Below are 23,732 nucleotides of genomic sequence, written 5' to 3'. Positions count from 1 at the left end.
TCGCCCCATTCTTACCGCGCCAAATCACAAATTTGCACCATTATGACTTCAATAAAAAATGCAGAACTTGGTTGGAACGAAGCTGGTACTCCGGTTTCAGACCAATTTGATGATGTTTACTTCTCTAACGTAAACGGTCTTGAAGAGACACGCTACGTTTTCTTAAAACAAAATCATCTCCCAGAAAGATGGCAGGAATTTGACCAAAGACGTTTTGTCATTGGTGAAACAGGATTTGGCACGGGATTAAACTTCTTAGCAGTATGCCAGTGGTTTAGTGAGTTTCGTCGTCAGCATCCGGACGCAACATTGAAAGAGCTGCATTTTATTAGCTTTGAAAAATACCCATTAAGCAAAGCCGATTTAAAGAAGGCGCATGAAGCTTGGCCTGAGCTAGCTGAATACGCGGAAAAGTTACAAAAGCACTACCCTGCCGCTGTGCCGGAGTGTCATCGCATCGTTTTAGAAGACGGCGCAATCACACTCGACCTTTGGTTTGGTGACATTAAAGACTGCATGCCGCAAGTCCCATACAACCAACAAGGTTTGATTGATGCTTGGTTCTTAGATGGATTCGCGCCAAGCAAAAACCCAGAGATGTGGAACCAAGGCCTGTTCAACAACATGGCAAAGCTAGCCAAGCAAGATTGTACAGTTGCCACGTTTACCGCAGCAGGCTTTGTACGTCGTGGTTTGAACGAAGCTGGCTTTACAATGAAAAAGGTGAAAGGTTTCGGCACTAAGCGAGAAATGATCGCCGGCTCTATGGAGCAACGTGAAAAGCAGTCGAACCATCTCCCTTGGTTCAATCGCACAGCATCTAGCAATCTTGATTCGATTGCCATCATTGGCGGTGGTATAGCCAGCGCGGCGTTAGCGAAAACGTTAGTTCGTCGTGGCCAAAACGTCACCCTTTACTGTAAAGACAAACAACCAGCCAAAGGAGCGTCGGGTAATCGTCAAGGGGCCGTGTATCCATTGTTGAACGGTCCCCATACTGGCGTTTCGCGTGTGTTTGCTCCTGCATTTTTGTTCGCACGTCAGTTTGTTGAACAAGCAGCACAAGAGATCGATTTTGATCATGACTGGTGTGGCGTAACTCAGTTGATGTGGGATGACAAATCCACAGACAAACTGGAGAAAATACTTGCGGGTAACTTCACACCAGAGCTCATTCACAAGCTGTCCGCCGAGGAGACTGCGAACACTATCGGGTTACCTATTGATATGGCATCTGTGCACTACCCAATGGGAGGGTGGCTGTGCCCTGCCGAGTTAACTCGTGGGTTAATAAAACAATTGGAGAAGACGTCGTTACTCTCAACGAAGTTTGAACACCATGTTGAGGCATTAGATTGGGATGAAAAGCGTCAGCTCTGGCTACTAACAGCGAGTGGTCAAACATTTGAGCACTCAACGGTTGTGATTGCGAACGGCCATGAGTTCCAGACATTGAGTCAAACCGCTTCCCTACCAATGGGACAAGTGAAAGGACAAGTCAGTCATGCGCCAGCAACCGAAACGCTGAGTCAGCTGAAAACGGTGTTGTGTTACGACGGTTACATGACACCTGTTAACCCAAGTAATCAACACTTGTGTATCGGTGCAAGCTACGACCGCAGTCACCTTGACTACGAATTTGATGAAAACGCCCAAAAAGATAATGCGGAAAAGCTAGTGAAATGTGTACCGAATCAAACATGGGCAAAAGAGGTAGATATCACTGGTAATCAATCTCGCCAAGGTATTCGTTGTGTTAGCCGAGATCACTTACCATTTGTCGGAAATGTGGGTGACTTTGAGACGATCAAAACGCAATACGCCAACTTACAAAATCAAAAAGAAGAAGAGGTAGAAACCATTCATCAGTACCCTAACCTATTCTGCTTCTTAGGTTTAGGATCTCGTGGACTGAGCTCTGCACCATTATTAGCTGAAGTGTTGGCCTCCCAGATCTGTGGGGACCCGCTGCCATTACCGGTTGATGTATTGACCGAACTTCACCCAAGTCGAATGTGGGTTCGTAAACTAAGAAAAGGCAAAGCCATTACCGAGCTGTAAGAGTATTCTCTGTTTTGATTCCCGACACAGATACGTGTCGGGAATCGCTAACTCATTAAGTCGCTCGTACTGAGATTACTTCAGCAGTGCAACTGCCTGTTTCACTTGCTCTGCCACTTCTGGGTTTACAACCTTACCCGATTCCACGTCAAAATTTTCGTAGAAGCTCGGCACAGATAACGATGCCTTTACATCCGCGCCAAAAAATTGTGCAGAACCTGTCGCCGCCGCAAGAACACTTTGCGCACCACCGGGACCTGGGGAAGTTGCTAAATAAACGACAGGTTTGTTTTGAAATACATTACGCTCAATGCGCGTCGCCCAATCGAACAAGTTTTTATAGGCCGCTGGGTACGAACCGTTGTGCTCTGCGAAGGAAACAACGAGAGCGTCAGCCTCCGCCAAGTCACGTAAAAACGCGACAGCCCCTTCAGCTTGACCTATTTCTTTCTCTTTGTCCTCGCTAAACATTGGCGCTTGATAATCGTTTAAGTCTAGAACATTCACTTGAGCGCCTTCGACTTGATTTGCTGCGTATGTAGCAAGTAGTTTGTTGATTGAGGTAGAGCTGGTAGATGCACCAAATGCGACAATTTTCATGGTTGTAATCCTTTGTTCACGTTTTATGCTGATCAGAATAAAAGTTGAACAGTTTCGCTACAACCACAAAAATTTTATGGAGAGGTTCGAATTTTTCGAAGTAGTAAATGACTAGGATTAAATAAAGGGAGAACGCTGCTTAGGGACTAAGCCTGAGCCTGGAGCTCCTGCCACAAATCACTGACAATCACGCGATCGGCCGGGCTTAACTCGGTACGCGCATTTTCTAAGCTGCTCTCAATGCGTGACTTCAGCTCAGTAATATCGCTAATCCCTTCTTCTTCACAAGACGCCGCGGATAAAGAGATGTGACCACGTAAATAACCACCAGCAAACAATTCATCGTCAGATGCTGTTTCAATTCGAGCATCAATCAGTTCCAGTAGTTTTTCTTCAAATTCAATAATCATGGTGTATCTCTGAGGTTATTAGTGGTTATTTAACGCAAAAGTCCGACGCTTCCAGTGGCTTAGTTTGATAAAATGCGCGCAGGGCATCAGAAAGCATTTTCACTCGCAAAGGCAAGCCAACGTCCAAAATACCTAGCACTTCTTTATGCACTTTTTTCATAAAGCCGAGCCTATCTGGTTCAAAATCGCCGTGTAGATTGTCACAACTCACCGTAAAAGGGAAGCCAGCGCTTTGTGCCAGAATCCATTCATAAGCTTGAGGTCGCACTTCAACTTTCTCAAACTCCGCTTGAACTTCTGCTGTTCGCCCATCAGGTTCATACCAATAACCAAAATCTTCCAGCAAACGACGCTCTGGACCAGCCACACACCAATGCGAGATCTCGTGTAAAGCAGAGGCGTAAAAACCCCGAGCAAAAATAATCCGATGATGAGGGTGTTCATCATCAGCAGGAAGATAAATAGGCTCATCACCACCTAACTCTAATTTCGTATTAAATTGTTCTAAAAAGGTGTCATTAAAAATGGTGATTAAGTCTTGGTATTCGTGGGTCATCGTCGAGTTTGTACTTCAGTTTGACATGCGCTGCATATTGTCGCTGTTTTTAGCTATGAGGTAAAGGCAACCCCACATTTTTGGTTATTAGTTGAATTTATCTGAACATCGCTTTCTCCATACAATTTCTCATTCGTCAGCGTACTTATTTACCACTACACTCTCGCCTTATTTTGATGCCGTTCAAACCGCTATTTTTAAGCCGTTTGATTACAAGCATGTTGCTGGTTTTAATCACTTTTTAAGAGAGATAGAACCGTTTGTAAGTGTTGTTACTTCGCCTACGCTGATTCTCGTAGAACGTAGTGACTTTTTACGTTGAGTGTTTCCCTATGTTGCTAAGTGTGTTGTATATCATTGGTATCACGGCTGAAGCCATGACAGGTGCGTTAAGTGCTGGTAGAAGAAAGATGGACTGGTTTGGTGTTATGTTGGTGGCCAGCGCAACGGCCATTGGTGGTGGCACCGTACGTGACATTCTATTAGGCCACTACCCTCTTGGTTGGGTAAAAAACCCAGAGTTCCTTGCAATTACGTGTGTTGCAGGTGTGCTAACAACAGGTTTAGCGAAATGGGTGATTAAGCTGAAAGGTCTGTTCATTCGCCTCGATGCACTAGGTTTAATCGTGTTTAGTATCATCGGAACAAAAATTGCGATGGGCATGGGCTTGCACCCTGGTATTTGTATGGTTTCAGCGTTAGTAACTGGTGTATTCGGTGGGCTACTTCGTGACTTAATCTGTCGCCAAACACCATTGGTACTGCATGAAGAGCTTTACGCTTCTGTCGCTCTTATCGCATCAGGAATGTACTTAGCGCTATTAGAATTTAATGTTCCCGATGTCACTGCCACGATCATTACACTGGTTACTGGTTACATGCTGCGTATGGCTGCAGTGCGCTTTAAGTGGCGTCTGCCTTCTTTCCATTTGGAAACCGAAGGCTCGATTCATTAAGCAAAAACTACTTAAACAAAAAAGGTTGCCTGATAAAATTGTGCCACCCGCGATTCAGTGAGTGGCATAATTTTATATTCAGTCATCCTGAACAGCGACGAAGGAGCATGATTCAGGATCTATTATCCGAGCACTCTGTTGTCAGAGATGTTTCTTTCTCTTTTCATCGTGCTGAAATTAGATTCCTAGTCTCGCTATAGCTCGCTGGAATGACACAAAGCTCTTAAATCTTCGGTGTTTCAGTTGTTACGCCATGGTTTTGACCACGGTGGCGTAGTAAATGATCCATCACCACAATTGCCAGCATCGCTTCTGCGATAGGCACAGCACGAATACCCACACATGGGTCATGACGACCTTTGGTGATCAACTGAGTTGGTTCACCTTCTTTTGTGATGGTCTCACCCGGCACAGTGATACTTGATGTTGGCTTAAGCGCAATGTTAGCGACAATGTCTTGACCAGTCGAGATACCGCCAAGAATGCCACCCGCATGATTACTACCAAAACCTTCAGGAGCAAGCGTATCACGGTGCTGACTGCCTTTTTGGTTTACCACGTCGAAACCGTCTCCGATTTCCACGCCTTTCACCGCGTTTATGCTCATTAGTGCGTGCGCGATGTCTGCATCCAAACGGTCAAATACGGGTTCCCCAAGACCAACAGGCACGTTAGTTGCCACAACCTGGATTTTTGCGCCAATAGAGTCGCCTTCTTTTTTCAGGTCACGGATAAGTTGGTCAAATGCTTCTACTTTGTCAGCATCAGGGCAGAAGAATGCATTGTTCTCGATTTCGTTCCAATCTACCTTGTCGATAGATACATCACCCATTTGTGACAAGTAAGCACGAATCTCAACACCAAACTCATCTTTTAAGTATTTCTTCGCGATTGCACCAGCAGCCACACGCATTGCGGTTTCACGAGCTGAAGAACGGCCGCCACCGCGATAGTCGCGGATGCCATATTTTTGGTGGTAAGTGTAATCAGCATGACCCGGTCTGAACTTATCTTTGATGTCAGAGTAGTCTTTTGAGCGCTGATCGGTGTTTTCAATTAGCAAACCGATCGATGTGCCCGTGGTTTTGCCTTCAAAAACGCCAGAAAGAATTTTAACTTCATCCGGTTCACGACGTTGTGTGGTGTAACGTGATGTGCCTGGACGACGGCGGTCGAGATCAATTTGTAGATCTGCTTCTGTAATTTCCAACCCCGGAGGACATCCGTCTACGATACATCCCAGTGCGATACCGTGACTTTCCCCGAATGTCGTCACTCGGAAATGTTGTCCGATACTGTTTCCTGCCATTACTTCCTCAAGTTTTTATCGCCACGCTCTCTCAAAACAGAGCATAGCTGCTTTCCAATTCTTCGTGGATTCATAGTGGCTTTATTACGTTTTGATGTAAAGAGTTAATATCGGCGAGGTATGCATAAAAAAACACCGAGCATAAAGCTCGGTGTTTTGATGTTTAGTGCAAGACTCTATTAGTCTTTGTACAGTTTAAACTCTTCTGCACACTCAACCAGCTGGTCACGCGTTAGCATAAACACGCCATGACCGCCGTTCTCGAACTCAATCCAAGTAAATGGAATCTCTGGGTACTGTTCCATCATATGAATCATTGAGTTTCCGACTTCACAAATAAGAATGCCGTTATCTGTTAGATAATCTGGCGCGTTAGCAAGAATACGACGCACTAGTTTTAGACCATCCGTACCCGCAGCTAGCCCAAGCTCAGGCTCATGCGTGAACTCATCTGGCAGGCTGTTCATGTCTTCTTCATCCACATATGGTGGGTTGGACACGATTAGATTGTATTTCTCTTTTGGAAGATCACGGAACAAATCAGAGCGAATTGGGAACACTTGCTGCTCCATGCCGTGATCTTGTACGTTTTGCTCAGCCACTTGTAGAGCATCTGTAGAGATGTCGATAGCATCCACTTCTGCTTCAGGGAAAGCGTGCGCACAAGCAATCGCGATACAACCAGAACCCGTACATAGGTCCATGATGCGCGTAGGCTCTTCCACCAACCAAGGTTGGAATTCCGCTTGAATCAATTCGCCGATAGGAGAACGTGGCACAAGTACACGCTCATCAACGAAGAACTCAAGACCGCAGAACCATGCTTTGTTTGTTAGGTATGCTGTTGGCGTACGCTCGTTGATGCGTTTTACTACGCGCTCAACAATACGCAGACGCTCGCTTGTCGTTAGGCGAGAGTTCAATACGTGCGGAGGCACATCAATCGGCAAGTATAAGGTTGGCAGGATAAGCTGAACTGCTTCATCCCACGCATTATCAGTACCATGACCGTAAAACAGGTTCGCTGCATTAAAGCGGCTTACCGTCCAACGAATCATATCTTGAAGGGTATGCAGCTCCGATACCGCTTCTTCTACAAAAATCTTATCCAAAATTGCCTCCGAAAAGCGCTACAATACTGCCAATAAAGTTTATTAATGAAATTGTTTACCTAATGAGCAAAAAAGACACCGAGAGCGATGACGATTTCGCCTTGTTTCAGGAAGCAGTACAGGGCGTAAAAAAGTTGCGACAGGATACCATAATCCAGCAACCAAAAAAAAATACTAAGCAAAAAGAAATCAAGCGCTCCAACCGTGAAGCGAGTGACTCTGAATTTTACTTTTCAGACGAGTTTGTCCCTCTATTAAACGATGAAGGTCCAACTCGTTATGCACGTGACGACGTCTCCACTTATGAAGTCAAACGTCTACGTCGTGGCGTGTATGTACCGGACGTGTTCCTCGATATGCACGGCATGACACAGCAAGAAGCAAAACGCGAGCTTGGTGCGATGATAGCCTATTGCATCAAAAACGAGATTCATTGTGCGTGTGTGCAACATGGTATTGGGAAACACATCCTGAAACAGAAAGCCCCACTTTGGTTAGCACAGCATCCTGACGTAATGGCTTTTCACCAAGCGCCACTAGAATTTGGTGGTGATGGTGCGTTGTTAGTGTTGCTTTCAATTCCTGAAAAGTAACAGGCTTACCGTAGACACGATGAAACGAAAAGGCAGGGATATCCTGCCTTTCTTATTCGGTCTCTAATTTGCAAACGCTTATTTTGGTTTAGACACTTATGGCGTAATATGCCATAGCACTTCACCATTTTGTGTTTGTAAATCATATTCAATGCACACTAGGCCTGATGTAGGAAACATCGGTGGTGTCATGTCTTTTACAAACTCTGAAGTCAGATAACCGACCAAAGGCAAATGCGATACGAACAAAAGCGAGTCCAATTGTTCGACTTCGATTAACGCACTTGCGAAATCGAAAACATGCTCGGACTGGCCATAAGGTGTAATATCTTCACAAGTTTCAATGCTTTTTGCAGAGAAATACGCACTGATCTCTTGCCAAGTTTGTTGAGCTCTAATGTACGGACTCACCAACACTTTATCGAATTGCGCAAAACCCTGTTCTTTACAGGCTCTCGCAACCGCTTCTGATTCGACTCTGCCTCTTGGGGTCAATTGTCGTGCTGCGTCTGAATCTGCAAAATGCTCGGCTTCACCGTGACGCATGATGAATATTTTCATGTTATTTCCTAGGGATAGCTAACGCTACCAAAAGGTTGACTGCTATCTTTATTAGATAGACGGGGCTAACTTTAACAATGACGAAACAAAAATACTGATATAATTATCTGTTCATTATACCAATTCGCTTGTTAAAGATAGCGACTTTCTTAACAATCTATTAAAAGAATGTACTCAGTTCATCACACTATTTAACTGTGCAATGAGTTCAGAGCATTCACTCAAACAGTTCTTCCCCATACGCAAACGCGATGGGCCTGTGCAGAAGTCTACGAATAACAAAAATACGGCAAGCAGTATTTGTCGAAACGCAAACTTTGCGCCCCCCGCGAGGGGAGCCTAAATTACTGTAATGCGAAATCTGGAGACGCATCGTGCATCTAAGTCCTAACGATTCAAATCAATACCGCTACATTACCTTGAGCAATGATCTGCGTGTACTGCTGATTCATTCCGATACAGCTCAACAGTCGGCAGCTGCTCTGGCAGTGAACGTTGGACACTTCGACGACCCAAACGATCGCCAAGGTCTGGCACACTATTTAGAACACATGCTTTTTTTGGGTACGGAAAAATACCCTAAAGTGGGCGAGTTTCAAAGCTATATTAGCCAACACGGTGGAACAAACAACGCTTGGACTGGTACAGAGCACACTTGTTTCTTTTTCAATATTGCTCCAAATGCCTTTGAAAGTGCCTTAGATCGATTTAGCCAATTCTTTACCGCACCTTTGTTTAACGAAGAAGCATTAGACAAAGAACGCCAGGCTGTCGACTCCGAATACAAGCTCAAACTCAATGATGATTCTCGTCGCCTGTATCAAGTTAACAAAGAAGTCATCAATCCAGAGCACCCGTTTTCAAAATTCTCTGTCGGAAACTTAGATACTCTTGGCGACCGAGATGGTAAATCCATCCGCGACGAAATTGTGGAGTTTCACCACTCTCAGTATTCCGCCGATTTGATGACACTGACTCTATTTGGGCCACAGTCGCTCGATGAACAGCAAGCTTGGGTAGAAACCATGTTTGCCGACATCCCAAATCACCACCTTCGTGGAAAATCGATTGATGTACCGATAGGCACTGAGGAAAGCACGGGCATTTTGGTTCAAGTCGAGCCGCTCAAAGAGTTCCGTAAACTGATTCTCACATTCCCCATGCCGGGAATGGATGCGCATTATAGCGTGAAGCCACTCTCCTACTTTGCTCACCTGTTGGGTTATGAAGGAGAAGGCAGTTTGATGCTTCAACTCAAAGAAAAAGGCTGGATTACCTCTCTCTCAGCGGGCGGCGGCGCGAGTGGCAGTAACTACCGAGACTTTACCGTAAGCTGCACCCTGACGCCAAACGGCTTAGATCATGTTGATGATATCGTTCAAGCGGTTTTTCAATACCTCTCGATGATCAAACAAGACGGGTTAGATGAATGGCGCTATCTCGAAAAACAAGCGGTATTAGAATCGGCTTTCCGCTTCCAAGAGCCATCGCGCCCAATGGATCTCGTCAGCCATCTGGTGATCAACATGCAGCACTATCAACCGGAAGACACGGTTTATGGTGACTACAAAATGGCGGGCTACGATGAGGAGTTACAGCGTTCATTGCTGCGATACTTAACCATCGATAATGTACGCGTCACTTTGATTGCTAAAGGCCTGGAATACAACCGTACTGCCGAATGGTACTTTACCCCGTACTCCGTCACACCTTTTAGTGAAGACCAACGTCGTTTCTATCAACAAATCGACCCAAGCTGGCAATTCGTCTTACCGAAAAAGAACCCTTATATTTGCTACGACCTCGACCCCATGCCACTCGAAAATGGTGATTCGCTGCCAGAGTTGATTGAGGATCTCGAAGGGTTTCGGCTGTGGCATTTGCAAGATGACGAATTTCGCGTGCCTAAAGGTGTCGTTTATGTCGCTATCGACAGCTCTCATGCCGTTGCATCACCAAAGAACATCGTCAAAACGCGCTTATGTGTAGAGATGTTCCTCGATTCGCTAGCAAAAGAAACCTATCAAGCAGAAATCGCAGGGATGGGTTACAACATGTACGCTCACCAAGGTGGCGTGACCTTAACCCTCTCAGGGTTCAGTCAAAAGCTGCCTCAGTTGCTAGAAATGATTCTGCACCGTTTTGCTTCTCGAGATTTCAGCCCTGCTCGCTTTGAAACCATCAAACAACAACTGTTACGAAACTGGAGAAATGCTTCACAAGATCGCCCTATTTCGCAGCTGTTTAACGCACTTACTGGGTTACTTCAACCCAATAACCCGCCTTTCGCAACCTTAGTCGAAGCGCTAGAAGAAATCGAAGTCGATGAACTCTCGGTATTCGTAGAATCCATTCTTGCAGAACTGCACGTTGAAATGTTTGTTTACGGAGACTGGCAACGCCAGCAAGCCCATGACATGGCTACGACCTTGAAGGATGCTCTAAGAGTTAACGAGCAACGTTATGAAGAGGCACTTCGCCCGCTCATTATGCTAGGTAAAAATGGCAGTTTTCAACGTGAGGTGCATTGTAACCAGCAAGATTCCGCGGTCGTTATTTACCACCAGTGCGAGGATATTGAGCCTCGTAGTATCGCGCTATACTCATTGGCCAATCACCTTATGTCGGCAACGTTTTTCCACGAAATCCGTACCAAGCAGCAATTAGGTTACATGGTAGGCACTGGCAATATGCCGCTAAATCGTCACCCTGGTATTGTACTGTATGTGCAGTCACCTAATGCAGCACCTGCCGAGCTGGTTACCTCAATCGATGAGTTTTTAAATGCCTTTTATATGGTGTTGTTAGAGTTAAACGATTACCAATGGCACAGCAGTAAGCGCGGCTTGTGGAACCAAATAGCAACGCCGGACACCACACTTCGAGGTCGGGCTCAACGTCTTTGGGTTGCGATAGGAAATAAAGACACTGAGTTTAACCAACGTGACAAGGTACTGGCGGAGTTGAAGAAGCTGACGCGCGCAGACATGATTCGCTTCGTTGTGAACGAATTGAAACCTCGTACTGCAAATCGTTTGATCATGCACTCTCAAGGTCAAGCGCATTCGGAGGCTCCGCGCATCCATCTAGGACAAGAAATAGGATCGATTGAAGAGTTCCAACTTCGGCCAAAAGATTGCGGCTTGGGGTGATCTAGTTGCGCAGAAATAAAATTGTCAATTACTAGAATGAACCGACAAACCCATGAGGTTGTCGGTCTCATAGATTGAATCGGCACCATAATTGGCAGAAAATTGAAATTACGCCATTGCGGCTTATGCTCTAATTACCGCACTAAAAATAACTTAATGAGGTAATCATGAAAAAAGCACTTTTACTTGTGGCTCTTATACTGCCATTGGCATCTGCTCACGCTGAAATCTCAGTCAAAGGCGATGGCTTCGAATTAAGTGACGACTGTGTGCGCCTTAGCGGAGACAATGTATCCATCAAATCAGATGATTGCTCTTCAAAACAGTGGAATGATAAAGACAAAAAAGGTAATAGCAGCGTTCATGGGGACGACAACCCTGGTAAAGGCCACAATAAAGATAAGAAAGACAAGAAGAAGTAACCATTTCTTCTTTATGAAAAAGGCTTGCCACTGGCAAGCCTTTTTCTCTACCGAAGCAACGTTTAATAGAACGTTGTCCCTTCACCAGCTCGAGTAAGCAAACCATCACATGGCGCGTAACGATCGCCATACTTCGATGCAAACTCATTCATTTTCTCTACGAGCTCTTTAATGCCAAATTGGTCCATGTAACGGAACGGACCACCCAAGAACGGTGGGAAACCAATACCAAATATCGCGCCAATATCACCGTCACGTGGCGAGCGAATGATGCTATCATCCAAACAACGTACCGCTTCATTCAACATTGGCAGCACACAGCGCAACGCAATATCGTTATCGCTTAGCTTAGATTCAGGGTCGAGCTTAAGCAGTTTGTAAACTGATTTGTCGACATCTTTCTTCTTGCCCTTATAAGTGTAAAAACCCTTACCACTCTTGCGTCCTTTACGTCCATCATTTAACAAGATATCAAACACATCCGGGCCTTTGAATCGGTCACCTAACTCATTAACCAGAATCGGCATAATTTTCGCGCCAATGTCGACACCGACTTCATCCAACAAGGTAATCGGGCCGACAGGGAAACCAAAGTCAAGCAACGCCGTATCAATCTTTTCGATCGGTTCGTTAGCCAACAAAATATGCGCCGCTTCGTTCATGTATGGCGCAAGAATGCGGTTCACGTAAAAGCCCGCTTTGTCTTTCACTACGATCGGAGTTTTACCTTGCTTCTTAGCAAGTGCAACAACTGTTGAAACGGTTTCATCTGACGTCGTTTCATGCGGAATCACTTCCACCAAAGGCATTTTTTCTACTGGGCTGAAGTAATGCAAACCAACTACGTTTTCTGGACGCTCTGCTTTTTCTGCAATTTTGTGGATAGGCAACGAAGAAGTATTGGTCGCAAAGATAGTTTCTGTCTTAGCGTTCGCTTCAATGTCCGCCACCATTTTTTGCTTAAGATCTAGGTCTTCAAAAACGGCTTCAATTACGACATCAATATGATTAAAACTGGTAAAGTCGACACCACCAGACAGTTGCAGCATTTTCGCTTGCAGGTCGGCCTTGGATAGAATGCGACGTTTGCGCTGTTTCTCAAATAACTTGTAGTTGTAGTTGAGCGCGTTTAAAACGCCATCGTTGCTAACGTCTTTGATGCGAACAGGTACTTTTGCTTTTGCAACAGACACATGGCTGATTCCGGCGCCCATCAGACCACCACCAAGCACACCAACTTTATGAACTGGTGCTGGTTTCGCATCCGTGCCATTTTCTTTCTTCATTTCTGTTGTGGCAAAGAAGATCGAACGGAGCGCTTTTGACTCTGAGCTCATCACAAGCTCACCGAAGCGCTTCGCTTCAAGTTCTTGACCTTTAGCGAAGCCTTTCTCTAAACCATGTTGAATAACTTCTAGAATTGCAACCGTTGCTGGATAGTTACCGCGAGTTTTTTGATTCGTTTTCTTCGCAGCTTGCTCAAATACAAACTTGCGCCCTAGCCCGCTACCAGACATCACCTTTTCTTTCGTCGATAGCTTTTTCGTGCCCTTGTTTTTACCTTTGTCGATAAACTGTTTTGCTACGTCGAGCAAAATGGTGTCAGGCACACAGGCGTCCACAACGCCCAGTTTTTTAGCTTTCTTCGCACGAAGTTGTTTACCCGTCAGGATCAAGTCCAACGATGGTAACAGGCCAATCAAACGTGGCAGACGCTGAGTACCACCAGAACCTGGCAATAAACCAAGTTGTACTTCTGGCAGACCTAAACGCGTTTTGTCAGAATCCGTACAAACACGATAATCACATGCAAGAGCCAGTTCTAAACCACCGCCCAAACATGGGCCATGAATGGCCGCAACGACAGGATACGGTAAGTCCGATAGCTGCTGGAACAACTCCTGACCCTGCCTTGCTAAGGCTTCCGCTTCACTTGCTGTGGTGCATGCTTCTAGCATTCTAACATCTGCGCCCGCAACAAAATTGTCCGGTTTTAGGGAGTGGATGATCATCCCTTTAATACCACTGGAGTCTTTTAGCTGAGCAAAAATTTCTTTCATTTCGTCAGCAAAAGCCGCCTGCAGCGTATTCATTTTTTCATTAGGAACATCGATGGCTAACCAAGCAATATTTTGCTCATCAACCTTTAGACTAAATGCTTTTTGCTCGCTCATTACTCAACCTCCAGAATCATTGCCGCACCAAGACCACCAGCAGCACATGCGGTATTCAATGCAATACCACCGCCACGGCGTTTTAGCTCTCGTAGGGTTTGCGTCATCATACGCGCACCAGTCGCAGCAAATGGGTGACCATAAGCAATTGATCCGCCAAGCACGTTGAACTTATCCATGTCAATTTCACCAATCGCTTTTGAGCGACCAAGGTTTTCTTGAGCAAACTTATCGGAAGCAAACATCTTCACATTCGCCAATGCTTGAGCAGCAAAGGCCTCGTGCATGTCGATCAACGTCAGGTCTGACAGTTCCAAGCCTGTATTTTCAAGCACTTTCGCTGTGGCATAAGTCGGCCCCATCAGCATGTCCTTTTCCACGCCGATAGCAGAGAATGCATAACCTCGGATGTAACCAAGAATCTCCATTCCGAGCTCTTTCGCTTTACCTTCTCGCATCAACATCACTGCCGCACCACCATCAGTCAATGGCGTACTGTTCGCAGCCGTAACACTGCCATACTGACGATCAAACGCAGGTCGCAATTTCGCGTATCCCTCAACCGTTGAGTCATGACGAATATTGTTATCTTCCGAAATCCACTTTCTGTATGGTTCAGGGAAAGCCGTCATCACTTCATCTTGGATTTTTCCTTCTTTCCAAGCTTGAGAAGCCAGCGTATGAGAACGATGTGCAAGCGCATCCTGTTCTGCGCGAGAAATACCATGTGTTTTAGCCATTTGCTCTGCAGTTTGTCCCATGGATAAACCCGTAGAGTACTCTGCTACTGCTGGTGGCACTGGCATCAGGTCTTTAAAGCTCAAGTTTTTGAGGATACTAAGCTTCTGACCCATTGTTTTTGTCTTACTAAGAGCAAGCAGATTAGCGGCCAATTTCTTTGATACGCCAATAGGTAGGACGGAAGAAGAGTCTGCACCGCCAGCAATACCAATATCGATGGTTCCCGCCATGATGCTTTCTGCGACATTAACTGCCGCTTGAAAACTCGTTGCGCACGCTCGAGTCACACTGTAAGCATCAGTATGGATGTTCATACCGGTGCCTAACACGATTTCTCGTGCGATGTTTGGCGCTTCAGGCATTTGTACTACTTGTCCAAATACCACTTGTTCGATTAGCTTCGGATCAATATCTGTTCGAGCAAGCATTTCGCTTACTACCATTTTCCCTAAATCGACCGCTGGCACTTGGCTAAATTCCGTGCTTTGACGAGCAAAGGGAGTTCGAAGCCCCGCGACAATAGCGACACGCTCACCATTGCGTGTTTTTACTTCCTGCTTGCCCATTGTTTCTCCTTAAATACAAGAGGTCTGACCTGATGCATTGTAATGAATTTGTTAAATTTATCAAACGTGCGTTTAAATAAACGTGAAGCAAGTAGTTCAATTACTCTACTTCTTTGATTCTTATGCGATTACTAATGGTTAACTATAGAGAGTTAAAACGGTAAGAGGTATACGGAAAGTAAAATCGAAGCAAAAAAAAACCACACATAACTGTGTGGTCGGAATATCTATAAAACAATTAACTTACGCCAATTGAAAAGTAATCAGTTTCCTGATTAGGAGAAAGTAAAGTCAGCCTTCAAAAGGAAGTGTCATCTTGCTCAACATGTTAGTCGCAATGACTAACGAGATGACAAGGTGTACTATAACCCCTTCACTGCTTGATATTTTGAAATAGATCAATTTTATAGTGATTTTACGAGTTTTAAGCTCACCTAGAGCGATTATTGATTCAAAACAATTCAAGAATCCACCATCAGAAGTCCCTTTTAATGCTCCATCGAGTGAACTTATCCAAGCCATTGATTACTAATGATGATATTGTTAACAATATATATCAATTCGTGTTCGATGATATCTGACATTTGCGTATACACTTTTAGGTAACCACATGGCTTATTGTGTCAAAGGGGTTGCATGACAAATCCTGCAACCAAAACCGCTAGGCGATGAAGCAAGTAAAGTCATGCTCAGAACAAATAAGAAACTCACAGAGCGAGGATGGAGGCTCCTGTGGCCATATTAAAAATGTTTGGAAAGAAAAATTCCAACAGTCCGGTCAACTCTGATATGGACAAGCAAAGAAAATACGAAGCGCTCGTCCGAGGGTATCATCGTGACTTGTACCGCTATGCATATTGGTTGTGCAAAGATAAAGCGGTCGCGGAAGATCTAGTTCAGGAAACCTGTCTTAGAGCTTGGAAGTCACTCGATAGCCTCCAAGACGAAAAAGCTGCCAAGTCTTGGCTCATCACAATATTGAGACGAGAAAATGCGCGCCGCTTCGAACGTAAACAATTTGATTTAGTTGATATCGATGATTACGGCAATGATGCTAAAGTCAGCGATGACTCACATCATCAGCAAGAATGGCTGCAGGCACAGATCATGAAGCTCGATGTTGAATATCGTGAGCCTTTATTTCTCCAAGTTGTCGGTGGTTTCAGTGGAGAAGAAATTGGCGACATTCTTGATTTAAATAAAAACACAGTGATGACTCGACTATTTCGCGCTCGTAATCAACTTAAAGAGATGTTGGATTCTCAAGATACTAAGAGAGGACAAAAGAATGGATGATTTAGAATTTCGTCGTCGTATTTTGTCGGATCCAAAACAAAAGGATGAAGAGATTCTGCAAGCTTTAGCTGGTAGCGACGCCAACAATAAGTTTGTTGATGACGTTTTGGATCTCGATGTAAAAATTAAACAAGCCATGAATGTGGATGTACCCGAAGATCTCGCAGATAAGATTTTATTTAGCCAGACGTCGAGTGCACTTGATGAAGAGAAGGTCGTAAGACCAAACTTTGTCCGCAAAGCAATGGCACTTGCCGCTTCTATTGCGTTCACCGCAGGGTTATTAGTTGGCCAAGTAAACTGGGGAAATGTTTTGGTGTCTCCAGCACAAGCCAGTTTAGCGGATACCGCGATGAAACACGTTATTCATGAAGAACCGTTTGTTCGTCATCTTGATGAGGATGTACCGAGCTCGCAAATTAATGCGAAAATGTCGCCATTTCATTACCAGTTTAGTGAAAACTTTCCATATCACGTTTACTACCTAAACCACTGCGGTTTTGGCGAATCCAATGCGGTGCATATGGTGTTCCAAGGTCCAAAAGGTAAAGTAACGTTATTTATTACTGGTATTCCAAGCGAACAAAGTACCGACTTTAGTAAGGATGGCATGACCGGAATCGTTCAGCCCGTCGGGAGTTCAAGCCTGATTTTAGTCGGGGAAGAAGGTGAAAATATTGATGCGCTCGCTACGACTCTTGCATCAATGATTAAGCCGATGTAACAACTTCGACGATTTCCAGCCTTCAAAAGGTTAAATGCCGCTAAATGATCTTATTTAGCGGCATTTTTGTATAAATAGAACACAAAACATTCACCACCCCTATCGCATTTAGAGCTTAAACTCTAAATTATGCATTTTAAGTGCAATTTCCCGTCTTTTAGACATCATTTCTGCAATTTTTATTCAATTTTATCCAATGGTCGGATTTGTCCAAGCAACTATTGATACTACTATCTGCGCCACTGAGCAAAAGCTCAATTTATCGTCCAAAGAGACGAATCTAATAAGGAAAAACAAATGACTCAGAACACGCGTCTGTTTAAAAAGACTCTCCTAGCAGTAACGGTAGCTTTTGCCTCAGGTCAATCGATGGCAGCGGGTTTCCAAATCAACGCTCAATCAGCAACTGGCATCGGCCGTGCATTTGCTGGTGATGCGGTAATCGCAGATAATGCAGCAGTAATGGCTCGTAACCCAGCAGCAATGGCTCTGTTTGATAAAATGGAACTGTCGCTAGGTTTCGAAAGCATTACTTCAATGATTGAAGTGAAAGATGCGAAATATAACGTTAATACTCCTTTGGGCTCCAATACTGTAAGTGTTGCTGATACTGATGATGTGGGTGATACGTCAATAGCTCCAAACATTCACCTAATCGTTCCAGTAAATGACAAGTTTGCATGGGGCGTAAACGCATACTCTAATTTCGGCACTAAAACTGAATTTTCAGATAACTACACCGCAACCGAGTACGGTGGTCTTACGGATGTAAAAAGCTTCAACTTTGGATTGGCGGGTTCTTACCGTTTAAACGAACAATTGAGCTTTGGTGCTGGTTTAGATTTAATCTACGGCCAAGGCACAATGAAGCGTACAACTAGCTCTTCAGTCCCAGGGGTTGGCGGTCAAAAAATTCTGGACGTAGATAAAGCTGATGGTTGGGCTGTTGGTTTTAACGTTGGTACTGTGTACGAACTAGATGAAAACAACCGTTTTGGTCTAGCGTATCGTTACAGCCCTGAATTTACGGCGAAAGACGACAAAGGTCAGGAAATCACGCTACCTCTACCAGATATGGCCGAGTTTTCCGGTTTCCACAAAATCCAAGACACTAAATTTGCTGTACACTACAGCATCCAATACATCGGCTGGAAAGATTTCGACCAAATTGATTTTGAGAACCTAAATCAGGGTTTACTTAAAGGTGGTTACTCGAAAGACTATCAATGGCAAGATGGCTGGCACTACGCAATTGGTGGTACTTACTACCTAAACAACAACTGGACACTTCGTGCTGGTTACATGTACGACACAAGCGCTCAAGATAAAGTAACGTCTATCTCGGTACCAGACTCAGATCGCCAGTGGTTCTCCACAGGTTTCTCTTACCATATTGATAATAGCTCAAACATCGATTTTGGCTTCACGTACTTGTTAGGTGAAGATGTAAAAGTTAATGAGAATACTCAATTAGCTCCTGGTCTTTCTACCGGTGTAACAGCAACAACTCATGCTGATGCAATTCTATTCGGCTTACAATACAGCCGTAGCTTCTAAACGCTTCGCTGTTAGTTAGTAGAAAAATACTTTATATAAAAGGCTGGATTTCCAGCCTTTTTTCATATCTGCGATTTATTGCCCACTCAATTTGAGTGAACACGTGTATCTAAATCTCACAATTAGGACGCACAGCTGTTCGCTGAATTCCGTTTACAAGCCTTTCACAGTTAGATAATTAAACCACCTAATCAACACTTGATAGCATAATATTCCAAATGACTACTCATGCTGGATTTTCATTTCTAAAGTAAAAACTCTACCTTTAAACTTTCGTCCCACGTTATAAACAAATCAGCGAACATTCGAATGAAAACCAACAAGACTCTTCTATCAACAGCAGTGGCATTAAGCCTACTTGGCACAACGGGCATGGCTAACGCAGCAGGTTTCCAACTTGCTGAATATTCTGCAACAGGCCTAGGTCGAGCATATGCTGGTGAAGCTGCAATGGCTGACAACGCAAGTGCACAATGGCGTAACCCAGCAATGCTAACTTATTTGGAAGGCACTCAAGTGTCCGTTGGTGCAATCTATGTGAACCCAAATATTGATATTGAAGGTGATGTAAACTTCCACGGTAGCACTTCTTCTGCATCTTCAGATGACTTCGCACATGATGCAATCATTCCAAACTTCTACCTATCACACCAATATAATGAGAAATTCGCGATTGGTTTGGCATTTGGCACCAACTACGGCATGGAAACCGATTTAGGTAAAGGCTTTGGTGCCTCGCACTTCGGTAACGAAGCAAGCGTAACGACAATGGAAGCGAACTTGAACGCAGCTTACAAAGTCAATGAATCAATCAGCGTTGGTGGTGGTATCCGTTACATCATCGGCGAAGGCAGCTTTGGCGCAGCAGCTCCTAGGAATAACGTTGTAGGGTTAAATCCTGAAACTAATCAACCAATCAGTGTTCCTCAAGGTACCGCTCTAAAATACATGGAAGGTGACGATACCGCTTGGGGCTGGCAAGTTGGTACAGCATGGCAGATCAATGAAAATAACCGTATCGGCTTCGCGTACAAATCTGAAGTTGAACTAAAGCTTGAAGGCCATGCTGAAGGTCTTGGTTTTGGCTTCGGTACTTCTGAACGCGACAACGGCTACATGTATCTAAACCTGCCTGCAACGGCTGAGTTGGCAAGCTTCCACCAAGTAACAGACCAACTTGCGTTACACGCAAGCGTTAACTGGACGGATTGGAGCTCTTTCGAGAAATTGGAAGCACGTCTAAATACTGCTGGCACGCATATGGTTAAAGTAGAAAACTGGGAAGACAACTATCGCTTTGCTGTTGGTGCTACTTACCAGCTTGATCCTAAGCTAGCGCTACGCACTGGTATTGCATACGATACTTCAGCGGTAAGCGACAAAAACCGCACGATTACTATTCCAGAAACTGACCGTACTTGGCTAAGTATTGGCGCAACGTACGATTGGACGAAAGACTTCAGCCTAGACGCTGGCTTCACCTATATTTTTGCGAAAGACGCACCAATCGTTGAGTCTCGTGGTTACAAGTCAGACGACACTGCAGAACAAGTCGGCGGCCAATTCGTAGGCGAAACTACGGGTAATGTTTGGCTAATCGGTGTTCAAGCAAACTACCGTTTCTAACCAAGCTGCAAAATACAAAAAAGGCTTAGTATCAGCTAAGCCTTTTTTCATTTCTCGATTATGAAGAACAACGCTTAAAAGTCTTCTAGATATTCATCTAAATACTCTTCTTCTTCGATGTTAACTTCTTCTACCGTTTCAACTTCTGCTTTAAAGTTTTGACGCTGGATATAAACATCGCGAGTAAGAATATATGGATCCGGCGACGAGTCTAGCTGCGCTTCTTGCGGTACTAATAAAGCACGCTTCTCCATTCCTTCAAACGCCCACTTACCCAAACTCGCCCAGAAGTTGAGATAAGAGAGGGGTAAATACGTACTATCTACGGTATCTGTCACTTCACGTAAGGTATACGGACCATAACCTGGAACCATGAAGTAAGGACCATTTCCAACACCATAGTGGCCTACCGCATCACTGAACGCTTTCTCGTCGTACTTCGTAATACCCGCGGCACTTGCAATATCGAATAAACCGAAAATACCGAACGTCGAGTTAATCCAAAAACGGTTAAAGTGGTCCACGGCTTTCGTACCATTACCCATGATTAAGTTATTAACCATGCTTGCTGGCTCATCTAAGTTCGATAAGAAGTTAGCGATACCAGAACGAATAGGAACTGGCGTGTATTCTACATACGCAAGTGATACAGGACGAACCAAATACGGATCTAAATATTCGTAGTTGAGTTCCCACATGGTTCGGTTAAAGCCTTCCAACGGGTCATACACATCAGAAGTCGTTTGATTTGTTTCTTGTCCTGTTACTGCTTCATCAGGCGCACTTGAACAGCCAACCAGTCCAACGGCTAACAGCAACAAGAAGGTAGATTTACCCTTGTTATACATTTTATTTTCCATAACGACTATTAATGTACCTAAGTCACCCCGATTAACCATTGTACGTATGTTGAGCAGGATACATAGTAAAGATGACTCAGATATGGGAATAAATAAAGGCCAGCAATCGCTGGCCTTCGGTATTCTACTCGATCGTTTAGAGTCATACCACTAAAGGCAACTGACTCTACCTCGTTGTCATGTTTCAGAGACAGATGTTAACAATTAATACTGCTGATCAATGGTCACTTCTACTGGTGCGCCAAATTCAACGACGTCACTTTCTCCGTGCCAATCTTGATCACGCGTTGCTACGTTACCGTCAGAATCTACACGCACACGGACGATTAGCTTATCGAGTGAAGATAACTTTTGCCCTTGCATCATGGCATTGCCATCATCTAATACGACTGTGCGAGGGAAAGTACCTAGCGGATAACGAGCAGCAGCCACAGGCATCGGGGAGCCATCTGAACGATGTACTGACACAATCAGAACTGCGTTTGGATCCAACTGAGCATTTGGTGCCACATTAATTGTCACTGCTACACTCTTATCCGGTGAAACCGCTTCGCCCATTTGCTTACGAGCACTCTCAATACTGCGTGACAACATCTCGTAGCGACTATCTTCTGGACCAATCATTTGCTGCATGATTCCCCAGTACTTGATGGCTGCCGGGAAGTCTTGACGCTCAAACGCATCGAACGCTAACAAAGAAAACACACGCAGATCGACATAGTCTTGCTGCATCAGCTTGCCGAGTAATGAGCGAGCCGTCGCTTGATCCATTTCCTCTTGGGACAGCATCAGAGCTTGTGCATAACCCAACATCACATCAGGATCTTTGGGCTCTAGGCGGTATGATTTTTCCATCGCATCGATAGCCGTGGTGACATCACGATTTGCTAACGCAATACGACCTAACAGTAACCAACCGGTAGAGTCTTCCGGCTGGTAATGTAAGCGAGTTCGAAGGGCTAGGGTCAAATCCGCCATTTCATCGTCACTCAGCGGCTCAGAAGAAGCCGACATCAGCTTTTTCGATAACTCAGGTAGATTTGCAGACACTTCTTGCCATTGAACAATATCGTCTGACGCGCCAAATTTATAATACAAACCATAGCTCAGCACCACCGTCAGAATTACCGATGGAACTAAAACCGCGATTGGAGAAACCTTGGTTTCTTTTTGCGCTTTATCACCAGGGATATCGTCAAGCAGTGATTGCTTTAGATCAGAAATCAGTTCGTCTTCACTTTCAACCAGACCTTCGTCAGTTTCTTCTGCAAGCTCAGATAGTCGGTCTTTATAAAATGCCTTGTTAAGCTCATCGCGTAACACATCATCATTGTTCGCTTTTTGTTTAAGCAGCGGCAAAGCCACCAGCGCACAAGCAATAAGCGTGAGAGCAACGGTGGAAATCCAAAATAGTGTCATTACTTCTTATCTCCGTTGTTCTCTTCTTCAAGCAATGCTTTTAAACGAGCTTCTTTTTGCTCATCCCATTGCTCGTCACTGCTCGCTTTTGCCTTAACTTTAGATTTACGGCTACGCAGCACAATCAAACCAAAACCACCCAGTACTACAGCGAGTGGCCCTAGCCACAAAATCGCAGTCGCGACCGTAAATGGTGGGTTGTAAGTCACGAAGTTACCGTAACGGGCGATCATGTAATCAACAATCTCATCTTTGGACTTACCTTCTTTGGTCATTTCGTACACCTTATGGCGTAAGTCCTGAGCAAGTTCAGCGTTAGAATCCGAGATCGTGTTGTTCTGACATTTAGGGCAACGGAGCGTATGGCTTAACTCTTTGAACTGCTGTTCTTGTTCCAAGTTATCGAACTCGTACACTTCAATGGCAGCGTGAGCAGCAAGAGATAATGTCATCGCAGCAAAAACGGCAAGAATTAGCTTTCTCATTGCTTCGCCTCCTCAACCAATTTGTTGTAAAGCGGCTCCAGTGTTTCTGACCAATTACGTGGGTTTACATCCCCTACATGGCGATAGCGAATCACACCATTTGCATCAATAATGAATGTTTCTGGAGCACCATAAACACCAAGGTCAAGGCCAAGCATACCACTGCCATCAAATAGGCTGATCAAGTACGGGTTGCCGAGATCATTCAGCCAACCTATTGCTTTATTACGATCATCTTTGTAATTCATACCGATGATCTTAACGCCCTTACCCGCCAATTCGTTTAGGTATTTATGCTCTGCATAACACGTTGGGCACCACGTTGCCCAAACGTTCAAGAGCAACGGTTCACCTTTAAAAATTGATTGGTCGTACTGTTTTCCAGGCTCAGCCAGATCTTCTAAATGAAATTCAGGAACTGGCTTGCCAACCAAAACCGACTCCAATTTAGTTGGATCATCGCCCTCTTGATTACGCATTAATTGGGTTGCGAAAATGCCCGCTAGAATCATGAAAGCGACAAGCGGAATAAATAAGATTTTCTTATTCATG

The 23,732-nt window shown here is 44.6% G+C and carries 21 protein-coding genes; 9 read left to right on the top strand and 12 right to left on the bottom strand.

Annotation, left to right across the window (positions count from 1 at the left end; genetic code table 11):
- Window positions 1–42 precede the first annotated feature (42 nt).
- The gene (gene mnmC / locus R7Q47_RS13920; RefSeq protein WP_262651798.1) at window positions 43–2,061 is read left to right on the top strand and encodes a bifunctional tRNA (5-methylaminomethyl-2-thiouridine)(34)-methyltransferase MnmD/FAD-dependent 5-carboxymethylaminomethyl-2-thiouridine(34) oxidoreductase MnmC; all 2,019 of its coding nucleotides are present in this window, start codon (window positions 43–45) and stop codon (window positions 2,059–2,061) included.
- A 75-nt stretch (window positions 2,062–2,136) separates the two neighbouring features.
- Here the strand turns inward: mnmC and R7Q47_RS13915 are convergent, their stop codons facing one another.
- The 3 genes from R7Q47_RS13915 to R7Q47_RS13905 all read right to left on the bottom strand — a co-directional run bounded on the left by R7Q47_RS13915 (window position 2,137) and on the right by R7Q47_RS13905 (window position 3,627).
- Window positions 2,137–2,661 (bottom strand): NADPH-dependent FMN reductase, encoded by a 525-nt coding sequence (locus R7Q47_RS13915; protein ID WP_005380552.1) that lies wholly within the window; start codon window positions 2,659–2,661, stop codon window positions 2,137–2,139.
- Window positions 2,662–2,807: 146 nt separating this feature from the next.
- Complete coding sequence (locus R7Q47_RS13910) at window positions 2,808–3,071, bottom strand: YfcL family protein (protein ID WP_017635933.1); 264 nt, start codon at window positions 3,069–3,071, stop codon at window positions 2,808–2,810.
- A 25-nt stretch (window positions 3,072–3,096) separates the two neighbouring features.
- Complete coding sequence (locus R7Q47_RS13905; protein ID WP_005380546.1) at window positions 3,097–3,627, bottom strand: elongation factor P hydroxylase; 531 nt, start codon at window positions 3,625–3,627, stop codon at window positions 3,097–3,099.
- A gap of 332 nt (window positions 3,628–3,959) precedes the next feature.
- On the opposite strand from R7Q47_RS13905, the gene R7Q47_RS13900 reads away from it, so the two are divergent.
- Window positions 3,960–4,583 (top strand): trimeric intracellular cation channel family protein, encoded by a 624-nt coding sequence (locus tag R7Q47_RS13900; protein WP_005380544.1) that lies wholly within the window; start codon window positions 3,960–3,962, stop codon window positions 4,581–4,583.
- A gap of 223 nt (window positions 4,584–4,806) precedes the next feature.
- On the opposite strand, the gene aroC is transcribed toward R7Q47_RS13900, so the two are convergent.
- Both aroC and prmB read right to left on the bottom strand, forming a co-directional pair.
- The gene (gene aroC / locus R7Q47_RS13895) at window positions 4,807–5,892 is read right to left on the bottom strand and encodes a chorismate synthase (protein WP_017820803.1); all 1,086 of its coding nucleotides are present in this window, start codon (window positions 5,890–5,892) and stop codon (window positions 4,807–4,809) included.
- Between the two features lie 179 nt (window positions 5,893–6,071).
- On the bottom strand, window positions 6,072–7,004 hold the full coding sequence (gene prmB, locus R7Q47_RS13890; protein ID WP_005380541.1) for a 50S ribosomal protein L3 N(5)-glutamine methyltransferase: 933 nt from the start codon (window positions 7,002–7,004) through the stop codon (window positions 6,072–6,074).
- A 62-nt stretch (window positions 7,005–7,066) separates the two neighbouring features.
- Between prmB and smrB the strand changes: the two genes are divergently transcribed.
- Window positions 7,067–7,597, top strand: a complete 531-nt coding sequence (gene smrB, locus R7Q47_RS13885; protein ID WP_248486908.1) for an endonuclease SmrB — start codon at window positions 7,067–7,069, stop codon at window positions 7,595–7,597.
- Window positions 7,598–7,693: 96 nt separating this feature from the next.
- On the opposite strand, the gene sixA is transcribed toward smrB, so the two are convergent.
- Complete coding sequence (gene sixA / locus R7Q47_RS13880; RefSeq protein ID WP_005380537.1) at window positions 7,694–8,158, bottom strand: phosphohistidine phosphatase SixA; 465 nt, start codon at window positions 8,156–8,158, stop codon at window positions 7,694–7,696.
- A 374-nt stretch (window positions 8,159–8,532) separates the two neighbouring features.
- Between sixA and R7Q47_RS13875 the strand changes: the two genes are divergently transcribed.
- Together R7Q47_RS13875 and R7Q47_RS13870 are read left to right on the top strand one after the other, a co-directional pair.
- A complete protein-coding gene (locus R7Q47_RS13875) occupies window positions 8,533–11,310 on the top strand; it encodes an insulinase family protein (protein WP_248486909.1) in 2,778 nt (925 codons plus the stop codon).
- Window positions 11,311–11,477: 167 nt separating this feature from the next.
- Entirely contained in the window at window positions 11,478–11,732 is a 255-nt protein-coding gene (locus R7Q47_RS13870; protein ID WP_005384444.1) for a hypothetical protein, read from the top strand.
- 62 nt (window positions 11,733–11,794) lie between these two features.
- Here the strand turns inward: R7Q47_RS13870 and fadJ are convergent, their stop codons facing one another.
- Window positions 11,795–13,906 carry a fatty acid oxidation complex subunit alpha FadJ gene (gene fadJ, locus R7Q47_RS13865; RefSeq protein ID WP_248486917.1) on the bottom strand — a complete coding sequence of 704 codons (2,112 nt, stop codon included), beginning with the start codon at window positions 13,904–13,906 and terminating at the stop codon, window positions 11,795–11,797.
- Window positions 13,906–15,213, bottom strand: coding sequence for an acetyl-CoA C-acyltransferase FadI (gene fadI, locus R7Q47_RS13860; protein ID WP_170893573.1), 1,308 nt, complete (start codon window positions 15,211–15,213; stop codon window positions 13,906–13,908). Before fadI ends, fadJ begins: the two co-directional genes overlap by 1 nt.
- 720 nt (window positions 15,214–15,933) lie before the next feature.
- Between fadI and R7Q47_RS13855 the strand changes: the two genes are divergently transcribed.
- From R7Q47_RS13855 to R7Q47_RS13840, 4 genes are all read left to right on the top strand, one after another.
- A complete protein-coding gene (locus tag R7Q47_RS13855) occupies window positions 15,934–16,509 on the top strand; it encodes a sigma-70 family RNA polymerase sigma factor (protein WP_005380528.1) in 576 nt (191 codons plus the stop codon).
- Window positions 16,502–17,233, top strand: coding sequence for a DUF3379 domain-containing protein (locus tag R7Q47_RS13850; RefSeq protein WP_033907380.1), 732 nt, complete (start codon window positions 16,502–16,504; stop codon window positions 17,231–17,233). Before R7Q47_RS13855 ends, R7Q47_RS13850 begins: the two co-directional genes overlap by 8 nt.
- A 297-nt stretch (window positions 17,234–17,530) precedes the next feature.
- Complete coding sequence (locus tag R7Q47_RS13845) at window positions 17,531–18,790, top strand: outer membrane protein transport protein (RefSeq protein WP_318089156.1); 1,260 nt, start codon at window positions 17,531–17,533, stop codon at window positions 18,788–18,790.
- A gap of 309 nt (window positions 18,791–19,099) precedes the next feature.
- The gene (locus R7Q47_RS13840; protein WP_033907381.1) at window positions 19,100–20,416 is read left to right on the top strand and encodes an outer membrane protein transport protein; all 1,317 of its coding nucleotides are present in this window, start codon (window positions 19,100–19,102) and stop codon (window positions 20,414–20,416) included.
- A 74-nt stretch (window positions 20,417–20,490) separates the two neighbouring features.
- Here the strand turns inward: R7Q47_RS13840 and R7Q47_RS13835 are convergent, their stop codons facing one another.
- From R7Q47_RS13835 to R7Q47_RS13820, 4 genes are all read right to left on the bottom strand, one after another.
- Window positions 20,491–21,264: a VacJ family lipoprotein gene (locus R7Q47_RS13835; protein ID WP_005380523.1), complete on the bottom strand. Its 774-nt coding sequence runs from the start codon at window positions 21,262–21,264 to the stop codon at window positions 20,491–20,493.
- Window positions 21,265–21,480: 216 nt separating this feature from the next.
- Window positions 21,481–22,695: a c-type cytochrome biogenesis protein CcmI gene (gene ccmI, locus R7Q47_RS13830; RefSeq protein ID WP_017820807.1), complete on the bottom strand. Its 1,215-nt coding sequence runs from the start codon at window positions 22,693–22,695 to the stop codon at window positions 21,481–21,483.
- Complete coding sequence (locus tag R7Q47_RS13825) at window positions 22,695–23,180, bottom strand: cytochrome c-type biogenesis protein (protein WP_005380519.1); 486 nt, start codon at window positions 23,178–23,180, stop codon at window positions 22,695–22,697. Before R7Q47_RS13825 ends, ccmI begins: the two co-directional genes overlap by 1 nt.
- Window positions 23,177–23,731: a DsbE family thiol:disulfide interchange protein gene (locus R7Q47_RS13820; RefSeq protein ID WP_005380518.1), complete on the bottom strand. Its 555-nt coding sequence runs from the start codon at window positions 23,729–23,731 to the stop codon at window positions 23,177–23,179. Before R7Q47_RS13820 ends, R7Q47_RS13825 begins: the two co-directional genes overlap by 4 nt.
- Window position 23,732: the final 1 nt, after the last annotated feature.

The organism is Vibrio sp. Vb0349, from assembly GCF_033338975.1.
Note: the sequence above shows the minus strand (reverse complement) of the source record. Positions and strands in the feature narration are given on the sequence as shown.

Excerpts from the sequence above, each read along its gene's own strand:
- sixA (WP_005380537.1), bottom strand. The coding sequence starts at position 8,158 with ATGAAAATATTCATCATGCGTCACGGTGAAGCCGAGCATTTTGCAGAT.
- R7Q47_RS13910 (WP_017635933.1), bottom strand. The coding sequence starts at position 3,071 with ATGATTATTGAATTTGAAGAAAAACTACTGGAACTGATTGATGCTCGA.
- R7Q47_RS13905 (WP_005380546.1), bottom strand. The coding sequence starts at position 3,627 with ATGACCCACGAATACCAAGACTTAATCACCATTTTTAATGACACCTTT.
- R7Q47_RS13915 (WP_005380552.1), bottom strand. The coding sequence starts at position 2,661 with ATGAAAATTGTCGCATTTGGTGCATCTACCAGCTCTACCTCAATCAAC.
- ccmI (WP_017820807.1), bottom strand. The coding sequence starts at position 22,695 with ATGACACTATTTTGGATTTCCACCGTTGCTCTCACGCTTATTGCTTGT.
- R7Q47_RS13870 (WP_005384444.1), top strand. The coding sequence starts at position 11,478 with ATGAAAAAAGCACTTTTACTTGTGGCTCTTATACTGCCATTGGCATCT.
- fadI (WP_170893573.1), bottom strand. The coding sequence starts at position 15,213 with ATGGGCAAGCAGGAAGTAAAAACACGCAATGGTGAGCGTGTCGCTATT.
- R7Q47_RS13840 (WP_033907381.1), top strand. The coding sequence starts at position 19,100 with ATGAAAACCAACAAGACTCTTCTATCAACAGCAGTGGCATTAAGCCTA.
- smrB (WP_248486908.1), top strand. The coding sequence starts at position 7,067 with ATGAGCAAAAAAGACACCGAGAGCGATGACGATTTCGCCTTGTTTCAG.
- aroC (WP_017820803.1), bottom strand. The coding sequence starts at position 5,892 with ATGGCAGGAAACAGTATCGGACAACATTTCCGAGTGACGACATTCGGG.
- R7Q47_RS13850 (WP_033907380.1), top strand. The coding sequence starts at position 16,502 with ATGGATGATTTAGAATTTCGTCGTCGTATTTTGTCGGATCCAAAACAA.
- R7Q47_RS13835 (WP_005380523.1), bottom strand. The coding sequence starts at position 21,264 with ATGTATAACAAGGGTAAATCTACCTTCTTGTTGCTGTTAGCCGTTGGA.
- fadJ (WP_248486917.1), bottom strand. The coding sequence starts at position 13,906 with ATGAGCGAGCAAAAAGCATTTAGTCTAAAGGTTGATGAGCAAAATATT.
- R7Q47_RS13845 (WP_318089156.1), top strand. The coding sequence starts at position 17,531 with ATGACTCAGAACACGCGTCTGTTTAAAAAGACTCTCCTAGCAGTAACG.
- R7Q47_RS13900 (WP_005380544.1), top strand. The coding sequence starts at position 3,960 with ATGTTGCTAAGTGTGTTGTATATCATTGGTATCACGGCTGAAGCCATG.
- R7Q47_RS13855 (WP_005380528.1), top strand. The coding sequence starts at position 15,934 with ATGGAGGCTCCTGTGGCCATATTAAAAATGTTTGGAAAGAAAAATTCC.
- R7Q47_RS13825 (WP_005380519.1), bottom strand. The coding sequence starts at position 23,180 with ATGAGAAAGCTAATTCTTGCCGTTTTTGCTGCGATGACATTATCTCTT.
- mnmC (WP_262651798.1), top strand. The coding sequence starts at position 43 with ATGACTTCAATAAAAAATGCAGAACTTGGTTGGAACGAAGCTGGTACT.
- R7Q47_RS13820 (WP_005380518.1), bottom strand. The coding sequence starts at position 23,731 with ATGAATAAGAAAATCTTATTTATTCCGCTTGTCGCTTTCATGATTCTA.